The sequence below is a fragment of the Microbulbifer sp. MKSA007 genome, from assembly GCA_032615215.1.
GTDB lineage: Bacteria > Pseudomonadota > Gammaproteobacteria > Pseudomonadales > Cellvibrionaceae > Microbulbifer.
Genome location: CP128433.1, coordinates 3,037,150 through 3,055,649, shown reverse-complemented (window position 1 = coordinate 3,055,649; position 18,500 = coordinate 3,037,150). Strand labels below are relative to the sequence as shown.

At 43.3% G+C, this 18,500-nt stretch carries 13 protein-coding genes; 10 read left to right on the top strand and 3 right to left on the bottom strand.

All coding sequences use genetic code 11. The features are described 5' to 3' along the window. Positions 1-260 precede the first annotated feature (260 nt). Together QT397_16460 and QT397_16455 are read left to right on the top strand one after the other, a co-directional pair. Positions 261-7,670: an FG-GAP-like repeat-containing protein gene (locus QT397_16460; protein WNZ54483.1), complete on the top strand. Its 7,410-nt coding sequence runs from the start codon at positions 261-263 to the stop codon at positions 7,668-7,670. Further along, positions 7,670-8,056, top strand: coding sequence for a hypothetical protein (locus tag QT397_16455; protein WNZ54482.1), 387 nt, complete (start codon positions 7,670-7,672; stop codon positions 8,054-8,056). The genes QT397_16460 and QT397_16455 overlap by 1 nt, the downstream gene beginning before the upstream one ends. An 814-nt stretch (positions 8,057-8,870) precedes the next feature. Here QT397_16455 and QT397_16450 read toward each other — a convergent pair. Then, entirely contained in the window at positions 8,871-9,026 is a 156-nt protein-coding gene (locus QT397_16450) for a hypothetical protein (GenBank protein ID WNZ54481.1), read from the bottom strand. 340 nt (positions 9,027-9,366) lie between these two features. On the opposite strand from QT397_16450, the gene QT397_16445 reads away from it, so the two are divergent. The 7 genes from QT397_16445 to QT397_16415 all read left to right on the top strand — a co-directional run bounded on the left by QT397_16445 (position 9,367) and on the right by QT397_16415 (position 14,955). Beyond that, positions 9,367-9,642, top strand: a complete 276-nt coding sequence (locus QT397_16445; protein ID WNZ54480.1) for a hypothetical protein — start codon at positions 9,367-9,369, stop codon at positions 9,640-9,642. Between the two features lie 551 nt (positions 9,643-10,193). Continuing rightward, positions 10,194-10,793, top strand: coding sequence for a dihydrofolate reductase family protein (locus QT397_16440; protein WNZ54479.1), 600 nt, complete (start codon positions 10,194-10,196; stop codon positions 10,791-10,793). Between the two features lie 99 nt (positions 10,794-10,892). Beyond that, positions 10,893-11,318 carry an N-acetyltransferase gene (locus QT397_16435; GenBank protein ID WNZ54478.1) on the top strand — a complete coding sequence of 142 codons (426 nt, stop codon included), beginning with the start codon at positions 10,893-10,895 and terminating at the stop codon, positions 11,316-11,318. 76 nt (positions 11,319-11,394) lie between these two features. Then, positions 11,395-11,721 (top strand): hypothetical protein, encoded by a 327-nt coding sequence (locus QT397_16430; GenBank protein ID WNZ54477.1) that lies wholly within the window; start codon positions 11,395-11,397, stop codon positions 11,719-11,721. A 767-nt stretch (positions 11,722-12,488) separates the two neighbouring features. Next, positions 12,489-13,205, top strand: a complete 717-nt coding sequence (locus tag QT397_16425; protein ID WNZ54476.1) for a hypothetical protein — start codon at positions 12,489-12,491, stop codon at positions 13,203-13,205. 127 nt (positions 13,206-13,332) lie between these two features. Next, on the top strand, positions 13,333-14,001 hold the full coding sequence (locus tag QT397_16420; protein WNZ54475.1) for a DUF4386 domain-containing protein: 669 nt from the start codon (positions 13,333-13,335) through the stop codon (positions 13,999-14,001). Positions 14,002-14,583: 582 nt separating this feature from the next. Further along, positions 14,584-14,955, top strand: a complete 372-nt coding sequence (locus QT397_16415) for a hypothetical protein (protein ID WNZ54474.1) — start codon at positions 14,584-14,586, stop codon at positions 14,953-14,955. A 602-nt stretch (positions 14,956-15,557) separates the two neighbouring features. Here QT397_16415 and QT397_16410 read toward each other — a convergent pair. Continuing rightward, entirely contained in the window at positions 15,558-15,992 is a 435-nt protein-coding gene (locus tag QT397_16410; GenBank protein WNZ54473.1) for a PACE efflux transporter, read from the bottom strand. Between the two features lie 101 nt (positions 15,993-16,093). On the opposite strand from QT397_16410, the gene QT397_16405 reads away from it, so the two are divergent. Continuing rightward, positions 16,094-16,999 (top strand): LysR family transcriptional regulator, encoded by a 906-nt coding sequence (locus QT397_16405; GenBank protein WNZ54472.1) that lies wholly within the window; start codon positions 16,094-16,096, stop codon positions 16,997-16,999. Here QT397_16405 and QT397_16400 read toward each other — a convergent pair. After that, positions 16,994-17,875 carry an NAD(P)H-binding protein gene (locus tag QT397_16400; protein ID WNZ54471.1) on the bottom strand — a complete coding sequence of 294 codons (882 nt, stop codon included), beginning with the start codon at positions 17,873-17,875 and terminating at the stop codon, positions 16,994-16,996. The two genes, QT397_16405 and QT397_16400, sit on opposite strands and share 6 nt — an antisense overlap. Positions 17,876-18,500: the final 625 nt, after the last annotated feature.

Here is an 18,500-nt window from a genome sequence, read left to right as displayed (position 1 = left end):
GGTGCCGAGTTTGGCGTTTTTTGATTTTGTGGGCGGAGGGTGGAGTCTAATGCATAAATTTATAAATTGTTTTTTTCAGAAAGCTTCTCGTTGAGAGTTTTAGGTAATGATCAATTACTTGGCTGTTAAACGGTAGTACCAGTTATCATATTGGCTTGTAACAATCTGTAAAGTTGTGTAAATTCCCGCCACCCTTCTCTCAGTTAAATATTGAGAGAAGCAAAAATAAAATTACATCCTTCATCTTGGGGCCTCTTCGGATGCGCATCACTCTTGCCTACCTCTGTCTCGCTGTTGCTGGGCTATTCTCCTCATTTGCTAGTGCTTCGTCTGGTATTTGGGAGGGTGGATACGAAATTTATAGTGGCGATATTAATAATGATGGCCTTAATGATCTCTATTTTGAGTACCATCGTCCTTTTATTATTTTGCATCGTAAAGTAGCCACTCCTGTAGCAATGCCAGAACTACCTAATTTTGTATTGTATGGCACGAGAGACAATGGTGGTCTTGGGTACGGAACGCCGCAAAGCAGCACTCTGACAGAAACAATTCTAGCGACTCTACAAAAAATAGACCGCAACCTGTCTTTTTCCGGGGACTTTAACGGAGACGGCGAATTCGATTTACTAGTGTTAGCCGCCACACCCCTGGTACTACAAGCTAATGGTAATGGTTTTCCTACTTTGTCTCAGGTGTTTCCAATTGGGAATAATACGGAGGAGATAGCTCTGATTCTTTCAGGTGCAGACCCTGAAAGTTTAAGAATTGAAGACGCCAATGGCGATGGTCGAGATGATATTTTAGTTCAAGGCGTTATCGATGCGACTCTACTTGCAAGTACATCAGGCACCTTTGATAGCCATGGTACGCCCTTGGTCACGAACAGCGCTAATATGGCTGGAGCCTCTGGAGGAGAGTTTCGGGTAAATGAGATGGGTGCTGTAACTTACTCAATACCCATTATGGCAGCCTCAGGTACCGGTGGAGTTACTCCTCAATTAACTCTCAGTTACTCAAGTAATGGAGGTAATGGATTACTGGGCAAGGGATGGACGATCGGTGGTTTGTCTGGCATTTCCCGCTGTCGCCAAACATTAGCAATTGAAGGGCGTGTAGCTCCAATTAATTGGACTGATTCTGATCGATTCTGTCTTGATGGACAGCGCCTAATTAAAGTGAGCGGCTCAGTATATGGCGCAGTTGGAGCCGTTTACAAAACTGAGATGGACTCCTTTGCAAAAGTTACATCTGTTGGTGGTTCTCTGGGGAAGCCCTCTTACTTTACGGTTGAGCGAAAAGATGGGTCATTGAGCTATTACGGTAACAGCAGTGCTTCAAAGTTGTTGGCCGGAAGTCATGTATTGGTGTGGGCGCAAAATCAATTTGAGGATAGTGTTGGAAATCATATTGAATTCCAGTACGAGGGTAATGCTGATAGTGGTCAACGTATCAAAAGAATTCGCTATGCGTATGGCTCGGGTAGCTACGGGGGAGAAGTAGAGTTTAGTTACACTACTCGCCCGGATTACTTGCAAAGTTATACCTCTGGATACGAATTTATTACCACAAAGCGCTTGGAAAAAATCACTTCTAGGTCGAATGGTAGTGTTATTCGCGAATATAACTTGGGATATAAGCCCGTTGGAACTTTTGGGTCTGGGACAGATTATTCTGATAGAACTTCTCTTCTTTCCAGTTTTCAGGAGTGTGTTGGCTCAAGCTGCTTACCTGCTATGAGTTTCGAGTGGCTGCAGTCCCCTTTACTTCATGATGGTACAGCGCACGAGGCTATCGATTTCTCTCCTGCCAGTAGCCGTTTCCTTGTAAATTATAAATATGCTGATATTAATGGCGATGGCAAGCAAGACCTTGTATGGATTGAAGGAGATGCTGATGGTGATGATACCGATACCAGGGTGAAATACGCAATTTCAGATGGTACCAGGTTCGTCAAACAAAACTTCTCAGGTTCAACATTTGATTTGGCGTACTTCTCAGGCATTAATATTGATAAAGACTTTGCCATTCGGGTGTTGGACTATAATGGCGACGGCCGTCAGGACTTGGCTATCTTCAATGCCAGGCAAGCTTATCAATTTTCCGGTGGTTACTGGCATGTATTCCTCAGCAGGTATAGCAATGGTGCCTGGAGGCTGGATTCAGATGGTATTTATACCGGCCTTAATGATAAGGATGCAATATTTGCTGATTTTAATGGTGATGGGTTAGCAGATTACATTTCTACCGCAACGGCAGGTAGCGTGAAAGTACGTCTTCTGGTACCTGCGGGCTTGTCTGAATCTTCGGACCGCTACTATAAGTTTAGCAGTACTGTAAAAACCTACGATTTAAATGTCACTGGAGCCACAGTTGGTACACCGGATAAACGAGTGCCAGATACGCTGGGTGATTTTAACGGTGATGGCTCTATAGATCTGCTGGTGGCCACCTATACCAGTAGATTCGGCTGTGTAACGGTAAATCCCCCTGGTGGCGGTGGCCCACCTACTCATGAACCATTTTTACCTCGACAATTGGTTGGGGGGCCTGACAGTTGCGGAACTAATCAGCAATGGAGGTTCTTGGGTAATTACTTTGATGGTTACCGTGTGGCAGTATTTGATCAGGAAGAACAAGAATTCAACTCATCACACCTTCTCTCTGCTAGTAGTGAGCCAGATAGCGACCCTATTGCCATAGACATCAATGGTGATGGGTTAACAGATATTGCTTATATAACTGGTAGTGCTAACAACCTTGCAATTAAGCTCAGCACCGGATCAGGCTTTGTTAGCCTAGGCTCATTCCCTGATGGTGAAAAGGCAACTTTTGCTGATCTCAATAATGATGGTTTCCCGGATTTAGTACGTGCGGACTTCGATACTGGCTATGCCAAAGTCCGGTATTTTGATCAAAATACCGGTAATTTTGTTAGTACTGAAAGAAGCTGGAAATATATCGGAACCGACAAGAGAGATTTTATCTGGTTTGCCGATACCAATGGTGATGGTCAAGTTGATTATCATAGGTATGACCAGTCTTCGGGTAAAGTTCGAACCCAGATTGCCAATGAAAAGTATGCTGAACATAAAAATAAGCCAAGTAAGGTAATCAGTGTAATTGATAATGGTCTGGGTAATTTGACCGAAGTTACCTATGAAAATATGGTAGATGGTGATGTATATACCCGTTTATCCATGTCTTCCACCCACGAGGAAAGGTGCGTTAGGATTTTCGATTCGGAAGATGGGTTCGGCGGTGGAAGTATCGGAGGGGAAGTGATTTGTTACACTGTCTCTACTCCAAACCCTTCTTCTCTTTACTCCGAATTAAATGGTGACTGGGAGCTACCTTCAGGTAGTCACACATTGGGCAAACGTAAGCCAGTGTTTGATATCCTGGCGCCAATCTTTCTTGTGTCCAAGGTTGAAAGTTCTGCGCCTGCAGCCGGAATTAACTCTGGATCAGTAGCACAGCTGGCTAAAAGCTCAATTTCTTACCACTATCACCAGATGAAATTACAGGCTGCTGGCCGAGGTGCACTGGGCTTCCAGAAGGTAAGTAGTACAGACAACCAGACCGGAGTAATTACTGAAACTACATACCGACAGGACTTCCCCTTCACCGGAGTGCCCCTGCATACAGTAACTCGCACTGCCCAGGGAAAAATCTTAAGTCAGGCCACCAATAACTGGCGACTTCAAGGGTGGAGCGGGAGTGGCACACCATCGGCGCCTTATCAACCTTATATTTATAGTGCAGTTGAGAATACTTACGACCTAAAGGACGGAGGGGAAAGTGTTGGAGATTTGCTACAGACAGTAGCAACAACTAATAGTTACGATAATTACGGGAATGCCCTCACAATTAATGTAACTACGACAGATGCAGCAACTAGTGAGCAGTTCGTTAAAAAGGTAGTAAATGTTTATGGTAACAGTACCTGGGAAAAAGAGATGGGACGCCTTAGCAATACCAGGGTTACCAATACTCGTCCAGGAATGACTAGCCATATACAGGAGTCATCTTTTACCTACTACACATCCGGAATACATAAAGGGCTTTTGCGAACAGAGGTTGTTGAACCGAACAAATCTGCATACAAGCAGACAACCACCTATGATTATGACAGTTTCGGCAATGTTTCGAAAAAAACTTTGAGTGCTTCCGGTGAGGCAAGTCGATCTGTCAGAACTGTATACGATCCCTCTGGTCGCTACGTTACAGAAACTTATAACGCACTAAATCACTTGGTTGAAAAAGTGGTGTCCCGCAACCATTTTGGAGCTCCTTTAATTGTTGAGGGTGTAAATGGCCTGATGAGCTACTTCGCCTATGATGCTTTGGGGCGTGAAGGTTACTCCTGGAACAATGCGGGAGTGGATAAGGAAACCAAGTATGAGCGTTGTACGAGTGGATGTCCTAGCGGGGCAAAATACAGAATTACTACCAGTAGTAGCTCTGGAAAATGGGGGAGGGAGTACTTTGATGTATTAGGCCGGTCGATTCGCACGGAAACACAGGGCCTGTATCATAAAATCTATATGGATAAGGAATACGATAATTTAGGCCGGGCCAAATTTTTCAGTGAACCTTATTTCTCCGGCGACACCCCTATGTGGACAGAGACTGAGTATGACCTACTCGGCCGTCCAACTCGTGTTATAGCGCCAGATGATTCGGATTCCACTATTGTGTATTTGGGCCTGAAAACCATTACCACCAATGATAAGGTTCAGAAAAAGACTGAAATCAAGAACATTGTTGGTGAACTGGTTGAAGTTCTAGACGCTAATAATGGCCGCCTTACCTATGAATACGATAGTCAGGGCAATTTACACAAGGCCAAATCCTGGGGTAAAACCAACTCCTCCGGCAGCCATATAGATGAAGGTGATGGAATCAGCTATCCGATTGTCGTCACTATCAATCACGATCACTTGGGTCGTAAATTGAATATGGATGATCCGGACAAGGGTTTCTGGGAATACGAATATACCGGCTATGGTGAACTGGAGAAGCAGACTAACGCCAATGGCCATACAGTAGCATTAACTTACGATAAGTTGGGACGCCAACTCACGCGGATTGAAAAAGAGGGCGGTACCAGCATCACTAGCGATGTGAGCTGGTTCTACGATAGTGCTCATAATGGCGTTGGTCAGATAGAGATGATCATTGATAGCGTTACTGGTTATCAGGCGGTATATCAATATGATTATCTTGGTAGAAATAGCACTCAAGCAGTAGACTTCGATGGTGGTGGTCCCCAGCCTACCTATATCACAACGAAGACCTTTGATGATTATGGGCGCGTAGAGCGCAGTTACGATGCCCTGGACAGCCTCTTGAATACTGGGCAGTCCGGTATCCGCAACTACTATAGATATGGTTTGCTATACAAGACTGTTGACTTGGCAACTGGCAATTTGATTCAGGAGATCAAGGCACATACTGCCCGAGGGCAGCTAAAGGAGCAGCTTCTTGGCAATGGTGCGACTACGGTATACACCTATCAGGACTCTACAGGCCGGTTGCTTAATCAGACTTCTACGGTGCTGGGCACTTTTGGTGTTCAGAATATCACTTATCAGTGGGATACCCTTGGTAATCTTGTCAGCCGCCATAATCGAAGTGGTAGCAAGAACCTGCGTGAGAGCTTCTGCTATGACAACCTAAATCGATTGATAAAAAATCATATCGGTAGTAGCAACTACAACTGTAGTGCCCTGAGTAGTGGTAATCAGGATATTAAGTACAATGCCATTGGCAATATTACTTACAAGGATGGAGTTGGTTCATATATCTATGGTCAAAATGGTGCAGGTGCTCATGCGGTAACTACAGCCGGAGGCATTCGCTATAACTACGATGCCAATGGCAATATGACATCTGATGGTTTTGATGGTGGTCGTACTATCCGCTATACCACATTCGACAAAGCCTCCTGGATCAAGAAAGGTAACCATACTACCGAGTTCCTATACGGACCCAGTCATGGCCGTTACTACCGTAAAGATACTAACAGCAGCAATGGCGAGGTAACTGAGACTTGGTATATCGGTGGTGTCGAGCGCATCCAAAAATCGAGTACCCCCAATGAGATCCAGTGGAAACGCTATCTGGGAGGTAGTGTTTTATACACAGTTAAAACCGACGTAGATTATGTGGTGCAATCCACTGAAGAGACGTTCCTGTACAAAGATCACCTGGGATCAATGGATCTGATTACTGATGAGTCGGGGGCAGTGGAACAGGAAATGGCCTTCGACGCCTGGGGGCAGCGCAGGAATACTGGAAACTGGAATGCATTGTCAAATACCGCCTTGACAAGTTTTGATCATGGGCGTACCACGCGCGGTTATACCGGGCATGAAATGCTGGATGAGGTAGGGCTGATTCATATGAATGGCCGCATCTACGATGCGCGCCTAGGGCGCTTTGTCCAGGCAGATCCATTTATTCAGGCCGCTGCGGATACGCAGATGTACAACCGCTATAGTTATGTACGGAATAACCCTCTAAACGCGACTGATCCGAGCGGGTATTTTTTGAGCTTTATTTCTAAAGCCGTCACTGCAGTAGCCATTTCTTATGCCGATGCGCAAATAAGTAAGCCAGTATTTAAGGTGCTAGCAGACAACCCCGCTCTAGCTACGGCTGCACAAATTATTGGCTCAGTAGTGAGTACAATTTACTGTGGCCCATGCTCCATTGGGTTTAATGCTCAGTTCTCCAAAAACATGGCTTATGCTCAAAGCGATGATTTTGGAGTAGCTATGCGGGCTGCGGCGATATCTGGAGCAACCTCAGCCGCTTTCTATGGGGTTGGAAGTCTGGGCCTTGAAGGCCCAACAAACATTATTGCTCACGGTATAGTAGGCGGTACTATGGCACATTTACAGGGAGGAAAATTTGGCCATGGCTTTGCTGCGGCCGGGTTTAGCGCTCTGGCAAGCAGTGAGGGGTGGACAGGTCCGGAGGGAATGGGCCCCACTGTGGATGGTGTTATTATCTCTGCTGTAGTTGGCGGAACTGCTTCCGTACTAAGTGGAGGGAAATTCGCAAATGGGGCGGCTACTGCGGCATTCTCAATGATGATTCAATCTGGGTTGGCTGGAGCGACTAGGCCAACCAATGGAGCGCCGACAAATCAAACAAGTGCACCTGCTGTTAGCGGTGGTCAACAACAGCTATCAGGTTTGGCCAATGCCCTCAGTGTCGTTGGCGATGTCGTCGGGAAGATTTGGAATTTGCCGAATACAATCATAGGTCTAGTGTATGGAGGCGTTGGGCACGTTGCTGGATGGATAATGGGAACAAACCCTTACACAACATTTGGAAACAACGCAATTCAGTTCCATAACAATCCGTTGATGCCATCCGCAATTACGTTAGGAAATGTAATTGTCTATGGTTCGTCAACATCGCCGAGTGCGTCGAATGTTCATTTCCATAATACCCCTCCAAACCATACCGTAGGGCGTGAAGAATTTAGGCATACACAACAAGGGCAAATTCTTGGTCCATTGTATTTACCAGTCCATGCGATAGGTGGGGTCAGTTCGCTATTTCGGTCACCGCACCCAGGATTAAGGTATGGTGTTGATGCTTGGCACAGTAATAACTTTATGGAAACTGGTCCTATGCAGGATAGGACGTTCTAATGAAGATTTTGATTACATTGTTAAGAAGTTTTGTTGTTGTGATTGGCTGCTTGATATTAAGTGGCTGTCCTGTTCAGTTTAAGGTCGATGTTCGGAATGATACTGATGAGATTATTTATATTCTCTCAGGGTATTCTGACGTAGTGTTATCAGAAATTGAGTCAGGGGATGCAGATAAAGTTGCTTATAACTTTGATTGTTTCCGAGTTAAGTCTGGCGGCCAAGTTTATGAGTATAAGCCGGTGATACCTCCTGAGGGGTACGTTAAAAATGGGTTATTTAGTTCTTCGCTTAAGGCGGTATTCACTAGCGCTAAGGAATTTAGAGTTTACACGGACGATAAAGAACAGGAAGAGGCTCTGTATTTAGTTAAGGGGTGTAAGTAACAGCGAAACCAACCCCAAAGCCCCGGTAGGATGGTGAACTACCGGGGCTTTATTTTGTTACTCGGTTGTTAATATTAATCGACCCTCATCCACTTCAACCTTGATAGGTGTGTCGATATTAAATCCTGCTTTTGCCAACCATTTACCCTTGAGCTGAATCCAAGGAACCGGCGGCGTCACCGAGTAAGACCCGGCATTCTTGGGCTTGTAATCATAATAATCTTATTGACTTTGATGTGTTTGGTTTGCGCTGTCATTGGATGCCCTTCTGTTCAGCCAAGATAGGTGCCGAGCTTGGGCTTGCTAGACCGGAGGTAATGGACAAATTGCTACCAGTGGCGATTGAGTGGGGTGTGATTGCCAGTGGCGCGTTCTTGTTCCATAGCATCCAGCGCTTCAAACAGGACATAGTTGAATACCATCAACTGTCGCCACAGTGCCTCGTCGGCAGGGGATGTGTCAGTTTTTCCTATGGGAAAAGTAAATGTAGAGCTTTATTTGTTTGAGTAGGGGAGTATTTTTAAAATAAGTACTTATAAGCTTCTTAAACAAGTAGAATCTTCGGATGAAAGTAGATTTGATTTTGTGTGGAAGAGGGTGAAAGTGTTCAGATTAAAACCAAAAACTCTGGTGCTCTATTATATGGTGGTCTTATAACGATCGACAAAGTTTCACAAAATAAATCAGATATAGTTATAAGGCATAAATCAAATAAGAGGTAACTCTAAGCCCAGATGGTTATGAGTAGCTCCCCCATAAGTAGGACAAAAAGAAACAGTTCTAGCCCCTATATTAGAGAGCTAACTATCAATGGTTAGCTCTCTAATGGCCGCATGACATGTTCCACCTGGCGTTGAGCGAAAATCGTATCGATCACCCGATTCACCGTGTTCTTGTCTTGATCATCAAAAGCCTCCAGCAGCTTGAAGCGCTTAAATAACACTTCATTGCGGATGGAACTTCCCTCCATTTACTGGTCTATCATCAAATAGTCCAGGGACACCTCGAAAATATCCGCTAGCTGGATCAGCTATCCAGCGGCGGCGCATGCATACCGCTCTCGTACTTGTTGTGGTGGGAGTAGCGGATCCAGTTTGGCGGCTGCTGTCTAAGCCATGCCTCCCCCGGCACGCAAAAGCCGTTCGCCTCCCCGCCCGAAAAACTCCTGCCCGCCGGCACGGGCAAGCCCTGTGCCGACTGGGTGGACGGTACTGTCAATAAACACTGTACCAATGTTAGGTTCCCAAGGCGTGTAGGCCGGGCTGGTCGCAGGGTTTTTACCCCCTGGCCCCCTAGGGGGAGTCAATTTTGTGTCGGCTGGGTTTGGCTATGCCATTGGTGCTAAAGCAAATATGGGCGCCCGAACGGGGCAATTTATAGCGAAGGTGGTGCTCGGCGGGATCATGTCCAGGATGAAGGAAGGCAAGTTTGCTTCGGGGGCGATGTTTGCGGAATTCGTTGCTGCCGTGGGGGAAATGATAAGTAGTACTCAAGTTGAGTTGGAAGCTCCTAGGGGCACCGACAACTTATATGGGTGTCCAGAAGTTTTTCGAGCGCTTTGTGAATATAGATGTTTGAATTTCTAGGGGTGATATTTGGAGTTTGGTTTGTAAGTGGGGCAATACTAACCCTCACGTGTTATTCTTACTCAGAGAATACAGACAAGAGAATTCAATCCGAAGCTGTGAAAGAAATATATTTATGTATTAAATATAGATCGACTAAGCACGACATTACTCTGGAAACACTTTCGCGTGTTCGTTCAGTTTACTGGATTTATAAAATATCAGGTTGGGTGCTGTTGTTTTTGTTTATAGGTATGATTATCGGAGTATTAATTGTTGCTATTACATAGAAGCGGCTATGGCCGATAAGTATACGATTAATCCATGTTGCCTTCCAATAGATATTCTTTCATTATGCTGTATAAGGTAGGCTATCGCTGCGTTACTACTTGTGTTTGTGATTCATGTCGCTATTGAACTCATGTATGGTAAATGCTTGCCGTGTTTCTTTTTCAAGTTGTAAGTGGTTTTATAATCCAGCGCTATACTCGCTTCCGGCATATTCGCGCCTATATAGCTGAGATTGGCGTTATTCGGCACAAATTATTCATCTCTTTCGCGAGAACCAACCAATGAGAAACTTAGCCATATTAGTATTTCAAACACTTGACGGAGTAATGCAAGCACCGAGTGTGCCTGAGGAAGATTTTTCAGGTGGCTTTAGTCATGGAGGCTGGGCCAAGGATTATTGGGATGAAGTTATGGAACAAGTCGGAAGGGAAGCAATGGCGGAACCTTATGATTTGCTATTAGGGCGCAATACATATAATTTATTTGCCTCAAGTTTTTCAAATGCCAAACCTGAAAATCCAACTGCAGACAAGCTTAATCAGGCAAAAAAGTATGTTGTAACATCAGGTAATGATGATCTCACATGGAATAATTCATTCAAGCTAAAGGGTTCGGATGCAGTCGTCGAGATAACCAAAATTAAGAGAATGAAAGGGCCTTTACTACAAGTTCATGGAAGTTGGCAGTTGGTGCAGTCACTTCAAAAGCATAACTTGGTAGATGAGCTTAGGCTTTGGACGTTTCCAGTAGTTGTTGGAGAAGGGAAGCGACTGTTCGAAAGCGGTGAAATTTCATCAAAATGCAAACTCACCAATTTTGCGAAGTGTCCCTCAGGGGCTTTTATGCATTTTTACAAATTACTAGGTGGCAGGGCTGTATAAAGAGCATTGTTAAATAAAAAATCACTCATACGACTATCCTTATAGAGATTGTTGTTGAAATAAAAGCCATATTTTCGAATTTACTGCGAACTTATCAAAATGATTAGGTTATATAACCGTAACGATCTGCCAACTATATTGGATATTTGGTTGCAAGCTTCTATTCAAGCTCATGATTTCATGCCTTCAGATTTCTGGGAGGCACAGTTAAGTGATATGAGAGATGTTTACATTCCTACATCAGAGACATATGTTTATGAGATGGAAAGTAAAGCAGTAGGCTTTTACTCACTTAGTGGCGATATGCTTGCAGCTATATTTGTTTCTCCCTCTCTACAGGGAAGAGGAATAGGCAAACAGCTCCTTAACCATGCAAAATCGAAAAGAGATAGGCTGATACTTTCTGTTTACAAGGAGAACGTTTCTAGCTATCAGTTTTACTTATCTCAAGAATTTAAAGTAGTAAAAGAACAAAGAGATGAGCATACTGGTCACCCAGAATACTTAATGAGTACTAAAATATAAAAAGGACTTCAAGTCGACTTAGCTTCTGTCGTTTAGCGCGACGTTATGCATAAGGCGAGAATAAGATATCTAAAATATGAAACCTGAAGAGAAGAATTGTATAGAGAAAAGAGTTAGGAATAGGATCATAGAGGTTCTAGAACTTTTCTCAGATGAAATTAGATTTGATATTGCAATCGCTAACCTTGAATTCTGGGATGATTGTTTTGATGCTAATTCAATAACTCAATTTGATAAAGAGGTATTTGTGAGAGAAGAAATTGAATCTTTATTAGTTGTAAATAAATTCTGGGAGAGAGTTCAGCCAGATTCGAAACAGTCCTCTCAAGAGTGGTGTGATCTGCTATTTGAGTCAAAGCATGCTTTAAATATATTCCTCAAGCGTGGTAAATCCCATGAGTAATCCTTAAAATTTATTGCTGCTTACGTCAGCCATAAAGCCTTGTTAATGAAAAATTAATAATACATTAAACATATACAAGCTTTATTCTCTTTGGAAATTTTATCTGATAACTATTCTGCGCGTTGTTGGATGCCGCTCCATAACAAGGCAGCTTTACTTAAAAAGATATTTCTAAAATATAGTTTGTTGTTGATGGAAGTTAAATTATTTTTATAGGTAGCGCTGAAAATATTAGAGAAGAAGTAATCGCAGATGCTAATAGGGCTTAGCTATAAATTGCCATGCCTCCAACCCCCACGTACAGTACGTATACAGTAAGCCGTTATCATTAACTGCGTTATAAAGAAATTACTCGTGAAACTTTATGAATTGGAACATGTTATTAGCTATCCTTAATGTGTGACTTAGTAAGTGATTCTTGGTGATGGAATAGAGAGGGAGTACCTATTTGAACTGCTAAAAGACGTCACTTAGGTGGTTTTCCCATCAGAATTTAAGCGCAGCTTCTGTTGTTTCTTGGATAGAATAGATCTTTCCATAAGACGTGGAGCATCATCATTAAATATAAATTAGGGCAATTTCCGAATTATGAATGTCTCAATTTACATTGAGTGCTGAACGTTTGTACTAGTTAAAGAGCAATCTTAGTTCCTCTAGATTTTACTTCATCAGACTGGCTAGCTTTGGAATTCTAGAGAAGCGTGATATATAGATGCTTCACTTGAATTAACCGCCTAGAGTTAATAATTGCCACCTAAGGATTAAAAATGACAAAGTACTTGATAGTTATAATTGCGATACTTGTTACAGGTTGCGCTACTGTAGCTACATCTCATCGACCAAGCGATTACTATAAGGCTGGGGGTAATGAAGCGAATAATGAGCCTCTATTTGGCTCCACTGGTGAATCGCTAGGGGATATAGACATAGACCGCATCCTCAACTATGAGTTAAAGCTTCCTGCACAAAATAGAATTGCAATACTCAAGTTGTCTAATGATAGCTACTGGCGCCATTACTCTAATGATTTTACGCAACTAAATGAAACTATTGCTAGGGACTTTGTAGGGCAGTTGAGAGAGTCTGAAAGGGTTTACGATGCTTCATTCTTACCAAGCATGCTCGTTCCAGAGCAACGTACAGTGCCTTATCTTCGAGAAGCTGCTGCGCGCTACCAAGCTGATTTACTATTAGCCTACCGTTCAAGTTGCCGTACTTTTGAGAAGTATAAGTTTATTGATCCGAATGAAACAAAGGCATACTGTTCAGTGGAAGTAGTCTTACTTGATGTTCGGTCAGGTATAGTGCCATTTACGGTTGTGTCAAGTAACGAGTTCTCTGCCCGCAAAGAACTCGGTGATACTAATTTTAATGAAACCATAAAGAAGGCAGAGATCGCTGCCGTAGCCGAGTCATTAAAGGATTCCGCAACTCTGCTAATGTCATTTTTAAGCAGTATTGGCACACTGCAGCAAGAACTCTAACAACTATATTCAGGTGGCGCCTGCTTCGCACCTGAAATAAAGATTAGGTCTTTCGTCGTATGCGAGAGCCAAAGGATAATTACTGATGGATAATACACAATCATCACTTAGCTAATATGCGAAGCAATTGGGTGCCGCATACTTAATTTATATCGTTTTAGGGATGCTCAATTCATTACTTGTCAAGAATGGAATATATGATTTTGCGGCTTTTGCTGAGACAGAGGTGAGGTTCAGGTTCGCTCAGATTATAGATATAATTATGTTTATCGCTGTTATTTGGGCATCTTGGGCGCAGTACTTGGTTACAAAAACAATCAACAAAAATGTTGCTTTTTTGGCATTGCTTTTCAGGTTTGGAGAAGGGCTTCTTGGCTTTGTAGCAACAATTATTACATTGACGGTTATAGTAGTTTTAAGAAACCAGGAATATTCGAATACATTTCAAGAAGAGCAGCTACATGCGTTAGCGAGTATATTTGTGAATATGAGTGGTTCGATGTGGGATGTTCTTTTAATCATAATGGGCATAGGCGCGACTATTTTCATGTACTTATTTTACGTTTCAAATTACGTGCCTAAGTGGTTGGTTCTTTGGGGGGCTTTCACGTATATGTCGATGGTGGTTTATGGGTTTTCAAATATTTTGTTACTCGAGCCGCCCCAAATACTGAAACACTTCATGCTTCCAGGCGCGTTTTTTGAAATGACATTTGGGCTATGGTTATTAATCAAAGGAATTAACATCAAACCTAGTTCAATCGATGCTCCAGGTTTATACAAAAGTAATGCCTGAGTAAGCATTAATGCATGACTGACAAGGTTGTGCAGTTTTTGTACAGATGTTACCAAACAAAGTTTAATTTCACCAGAGGGGGGTAGGGCCTCCTTTCTTGGGGAACTTGCCCTTAACGTTCAATTGACTAATTCTTGGTCGATTTTGACATGGCATAGGTCTCTTCCCTTTGGACGGGGAGGGATTTGGGGCGCAGATGCCTAACTTTATGTGATTGATTCTGACTTCTAGTACGACAGGTGATTCGAGCCAACTGATGATGGATTTTCGTTGGTTGGTGCTTTGTGGTCCACTTGTTTGTTTCATACTCACACTCAAGCTGTGGCTAGATATTCCTTAGTGATGGGGTTTGGTAAATGATGTTTTGAGGGTGGAGAACAGCCGTATTGATGCAGAATAGGGAAGTGTGGGCGATAGCCTCCCTAAGTTGGAGAACTAACGTTACTAGTTGGATTTGAACTATTTTCATGGTTACAGTGCCAATTTTATTCTATGGCCACTACTGCTCTTCTAGTTATTCTACTTAGTGGGTATCCAGAATTGCTTTTGGGGAAGTATTAGGCTACTACAGAGGAGAGTATAGTGAAGTTAAAAAAACCAAAATTTCAACTAAAAACGGTTTGGGAATATAGGACAAACCCAGGTGAAGAGTATTCTCGGGTACAAATTTTATATGGATATTTTTTAAAGAGTTTGGGAGAGGTGGAAGTCAATGAAAATATTTATTATGTTTTTATAGATCATAAAATTTTAAGTGCCCCGTATGCAGGGGGGCTTGCCGTTGCTGTAACCGAGTCTAGTCTTGAAAATAGCCTGACAAGGATGGATGAAAGTAGAGTGGTAACCAATGATTTTATTGATGGTTATGAGGAGTGGAGGGCGTTTTCGAGAGATGAATGGGTCCACCCATATAGTGAGCAGTTAAAAGAAATTATTAACTCAAGTCTGAAATAGGAAGGAGTATCACTGAATAGGCGGGAATTGCGGACACTCACTAAATGAAAAGTATAAACCGCCTAATTCATTCAAGATATCCACAACCTGCACGTGAAACTTCTAACTATTATGGCTGTATAATCTGTACTTTCTAGAGTTCAGCCTTTTCCCAACAGGTTTGGCGGATTATACTTTTTCTTGATGGGTGTCCACGGTTGTATATCAGAAAGTTTGTTAAAGAGTTAAAGAGTTAATGGATGTTGGCATTATCCTGTATGTGGTAGCCTTGAGTTGGGGGCTCCTGCTTACTTAGAGGATGGTAGTGGCTCTTTTCAGATATGTAGCTGCGGATTTGAGTTTGGTTTCGATGATGAACCATCGGCATCCGGTACAAAAATTGACTCTGTCATTGGTAATTGGGAAGTTAAAAGGCATCGTAAGTTACGATACTTATCTTCCAAGTCCGATCAATATAAAGAACTGCTAACAAATTTAAGATGTATCGGTATTGAGCTAAGCACATAGTAAAAGCATGTATCTCTGCCCCCATCGGGTGATTCCGGCGATGTGTATCTTAACTGGTCCTGCATTTCATCTAAAATAGAAAGTGGAGAAGACCTTTAACGTTTGTGTTCAGTAACTTGAAACGAACTATGCAGCTTATCGAACCAATAGTTGAATACATAGGTATATATCACGATATATATCACCATGACTATCTCAAGCATAAATGCTTCTAGGATAGTCAGATTAAAGCCCCAGGCGATTACTGGCAACGTCAGTACCAACATACCCCCTTCAAACAATAACGCATGCATGGCTCTAACGATAAATGTCTTCTCCGGGTTTTTACGTATATTCAATAAGTACCAGTCAAAAGCGTGATTGAAAACCATATTCCAGACCAGCGCAAACAGTGATAGTCCAGCCGCAAGTACTAGCGATTGGTGTACCTCCAGATCAAACACTGGCACCACCAGTAAGCCACCTGTCAGCAGCAGAAAAAACTCGTAGGAAACCGCATGGAATAAACGATTCTTCAATGATTTAGTCATCAGCCATACTCACTCTGGTTGAGAAAATATGCCTGAATGATATATAGTTATTTTAGGTGGGATAAGTTAGATACTATACCTTAAACAGATAGGTTGGGCGCGTGGCAGTTTCTATTGAGCAACTGGAAGCATTTGTAGCAACCGAGCAGGCTGGCTCGTTCTCAGCGGCTGCACGTAAATGTGGAAAGGCACAGTCGGTAATCAGCTCACTGGTATCGAATCTGGAGGTTGACTTGGGAGTCAATCTATTTGATCGTAGTCAACGATACCCGCGATTGACGGACGCAGGTGAGTCACTGCTGGAACGCGCACGGAATCTTATCGAGCAACGCGAGCGTTTGATGGCGATCGCACAGGGGTTGTCTCTGGATGTCGAGGCCCGGTTGACGTTAGCTATTGCCCAGCATGTGCGGATTAAAAACCTGGGTGGACTCTTTCAAGAGTTTCAGACCAAATATCCACATGTTCAAATTACGCTCAGAGCGGGAAGTGTTCAGGATGTACAGACCTGGGTCGAACGGGATGTGGCCCAACTCGGGATTATCACACAGCTGGATGAAGTGCCCACTGGGTGTGATTTCAGAGCCCTGGGCCATCTGAAGCTCACTGGCGTCGCCTGTGCTGAGCACCCGATAGCACAACTTACTGAAGTAACCTGGGAAGACCTGAAACAATACCGACAAATCTTATTGCAGGAGTTTGAGATATCCAGCCAAACTCGCTGGCTGGTGTCTCCCGACGTGTGGAGTGTGTCACGTGTCGATGATGCACTTGACCTTGTCGACGCCAATTTGGGCTGGGCAGTATTGCCACTACACGTGGTTGCGAAGGGGATAGCGGCGAAAAAACTGATACAGCTCCCTCTGGTATTTGAGCAGGAGAAAGAGCTGTCACACGGTGTAGATATTATCTGGTCCAGTAAGCGTCTACTGGGTCCCGCTGCCACTGACTTGATGAAGCGGCTGAGCACAGAGGACGCAATACTGAATAAGGATCAGGCGTTATGAATTGCTCGACAGGTCTCGGGCAAAATCTGTGATGGTCGTTTTCGGCTTACCTAGCACCTGCCAGGTTTTTTGACTTACCGGTTGCTCCTTTAGCTGTTCTACGTAAGTCAGCATATGTTCCATAAATACTGCCTGCTCCTCGGGCAGTCCCATTTCTGCAATGGCCGCGATAGGGTGAACGGCAATTTCTGTTCCCGGAGAATATGCCTCTACAAACGTTCTGGCCGCCTCTGGTAAAGACTTCCCCTCAGTACCCTGAACTGAAAAACTCTGGTTGTAGGCCATCTCATTCCCGATAGCATTACCGATCATCTCTGCCAGATCTGTTGTATTGGTGTAGTAGATAGGGTGGACATGATCGCCGATGATAGAAAATTGGCCGTTCTCGATGAATGTGGGGAAAGAATCCAGGAAGAATGAACATAAGAAGAATGTGAAATCAATGCCCGAACTTTTAATGGCCTCTATCCCTGGCTTACGGATTACATTGGTTTTGTACTCAAGTCCCTTGTCCGCAAACTCTGGGTGGAGATAATCAATACCAGCAATTTGCATGATGTGTTGCACACCATTGACCTTTGCAGCCTCCACGATATTAATCACACCTTCACGCTCACCATGAAAGGGTAAAGTCGGGTCGAGTGACGTGGTATTCAGGGTGATATAAAGTGTTTTGGTACCAACTAGTGCAGACACCAGGCTCTCTTTATCCGAGACATCTGCTCCGACAAGCTGGATACTCTCTGGGAGGATAGTGCGAGCACTAATTACGTCCCTCACGATCGCAGTTACCTTTACACCTTTATGATCCAGTTTTCGTGCTACCTGACGACCTAAATGGCCTGTGGCGCCAATAATCGTAATAGTTTTCTGCATGGTTCAACCTTTAAAGCAATGAATGAGGTAGCCCATACTTTGCCCAAGAGATAGAAACTCTTACAGTTATGTACCATCTATCAAATAGATACTACAGCAGGGCTCTCTAGTCCTGCTTTTTGTTCATGTTTGATGCGCACGTAGATGTCTACTCGATAGATGACAAGGGGTTATGGGTGGGAGGCATATCTTTACTTATTTTCCATTTACTTCAACACTGTGAGTGAGGAATTCGTAACAATTTTTAGGTTTTTGCCGGTTCGTTACTTGTGAGTAACCTCATTGACTTATAAAGCATTTCTAAAAATATACAGAGCAAAGAAAGTACAAAAATATAAAAGGTTGCTCTATATATTTATTTGACATACTAATCAGTTAAAGGTGGTTTCTTGACTCACTGTATCTTTTTGTGTTGTAGGATATATGGGCTTTAGAATTAGAGAGAAGCATGATATACAGATGTAGCTTTTGAATTAATCGGTAAAGGTATCCGATCGTGTGGTTTTTAAAATTGTCAAGTAAACGCAAGGCCATACAGATCTTCAAAAGGGATTTAAGGCGTAAATTATCAAATGATTGGGGGAATAGGAGAAAGTATTTAGCCTCTGAGGTAGCTAATAGTGTT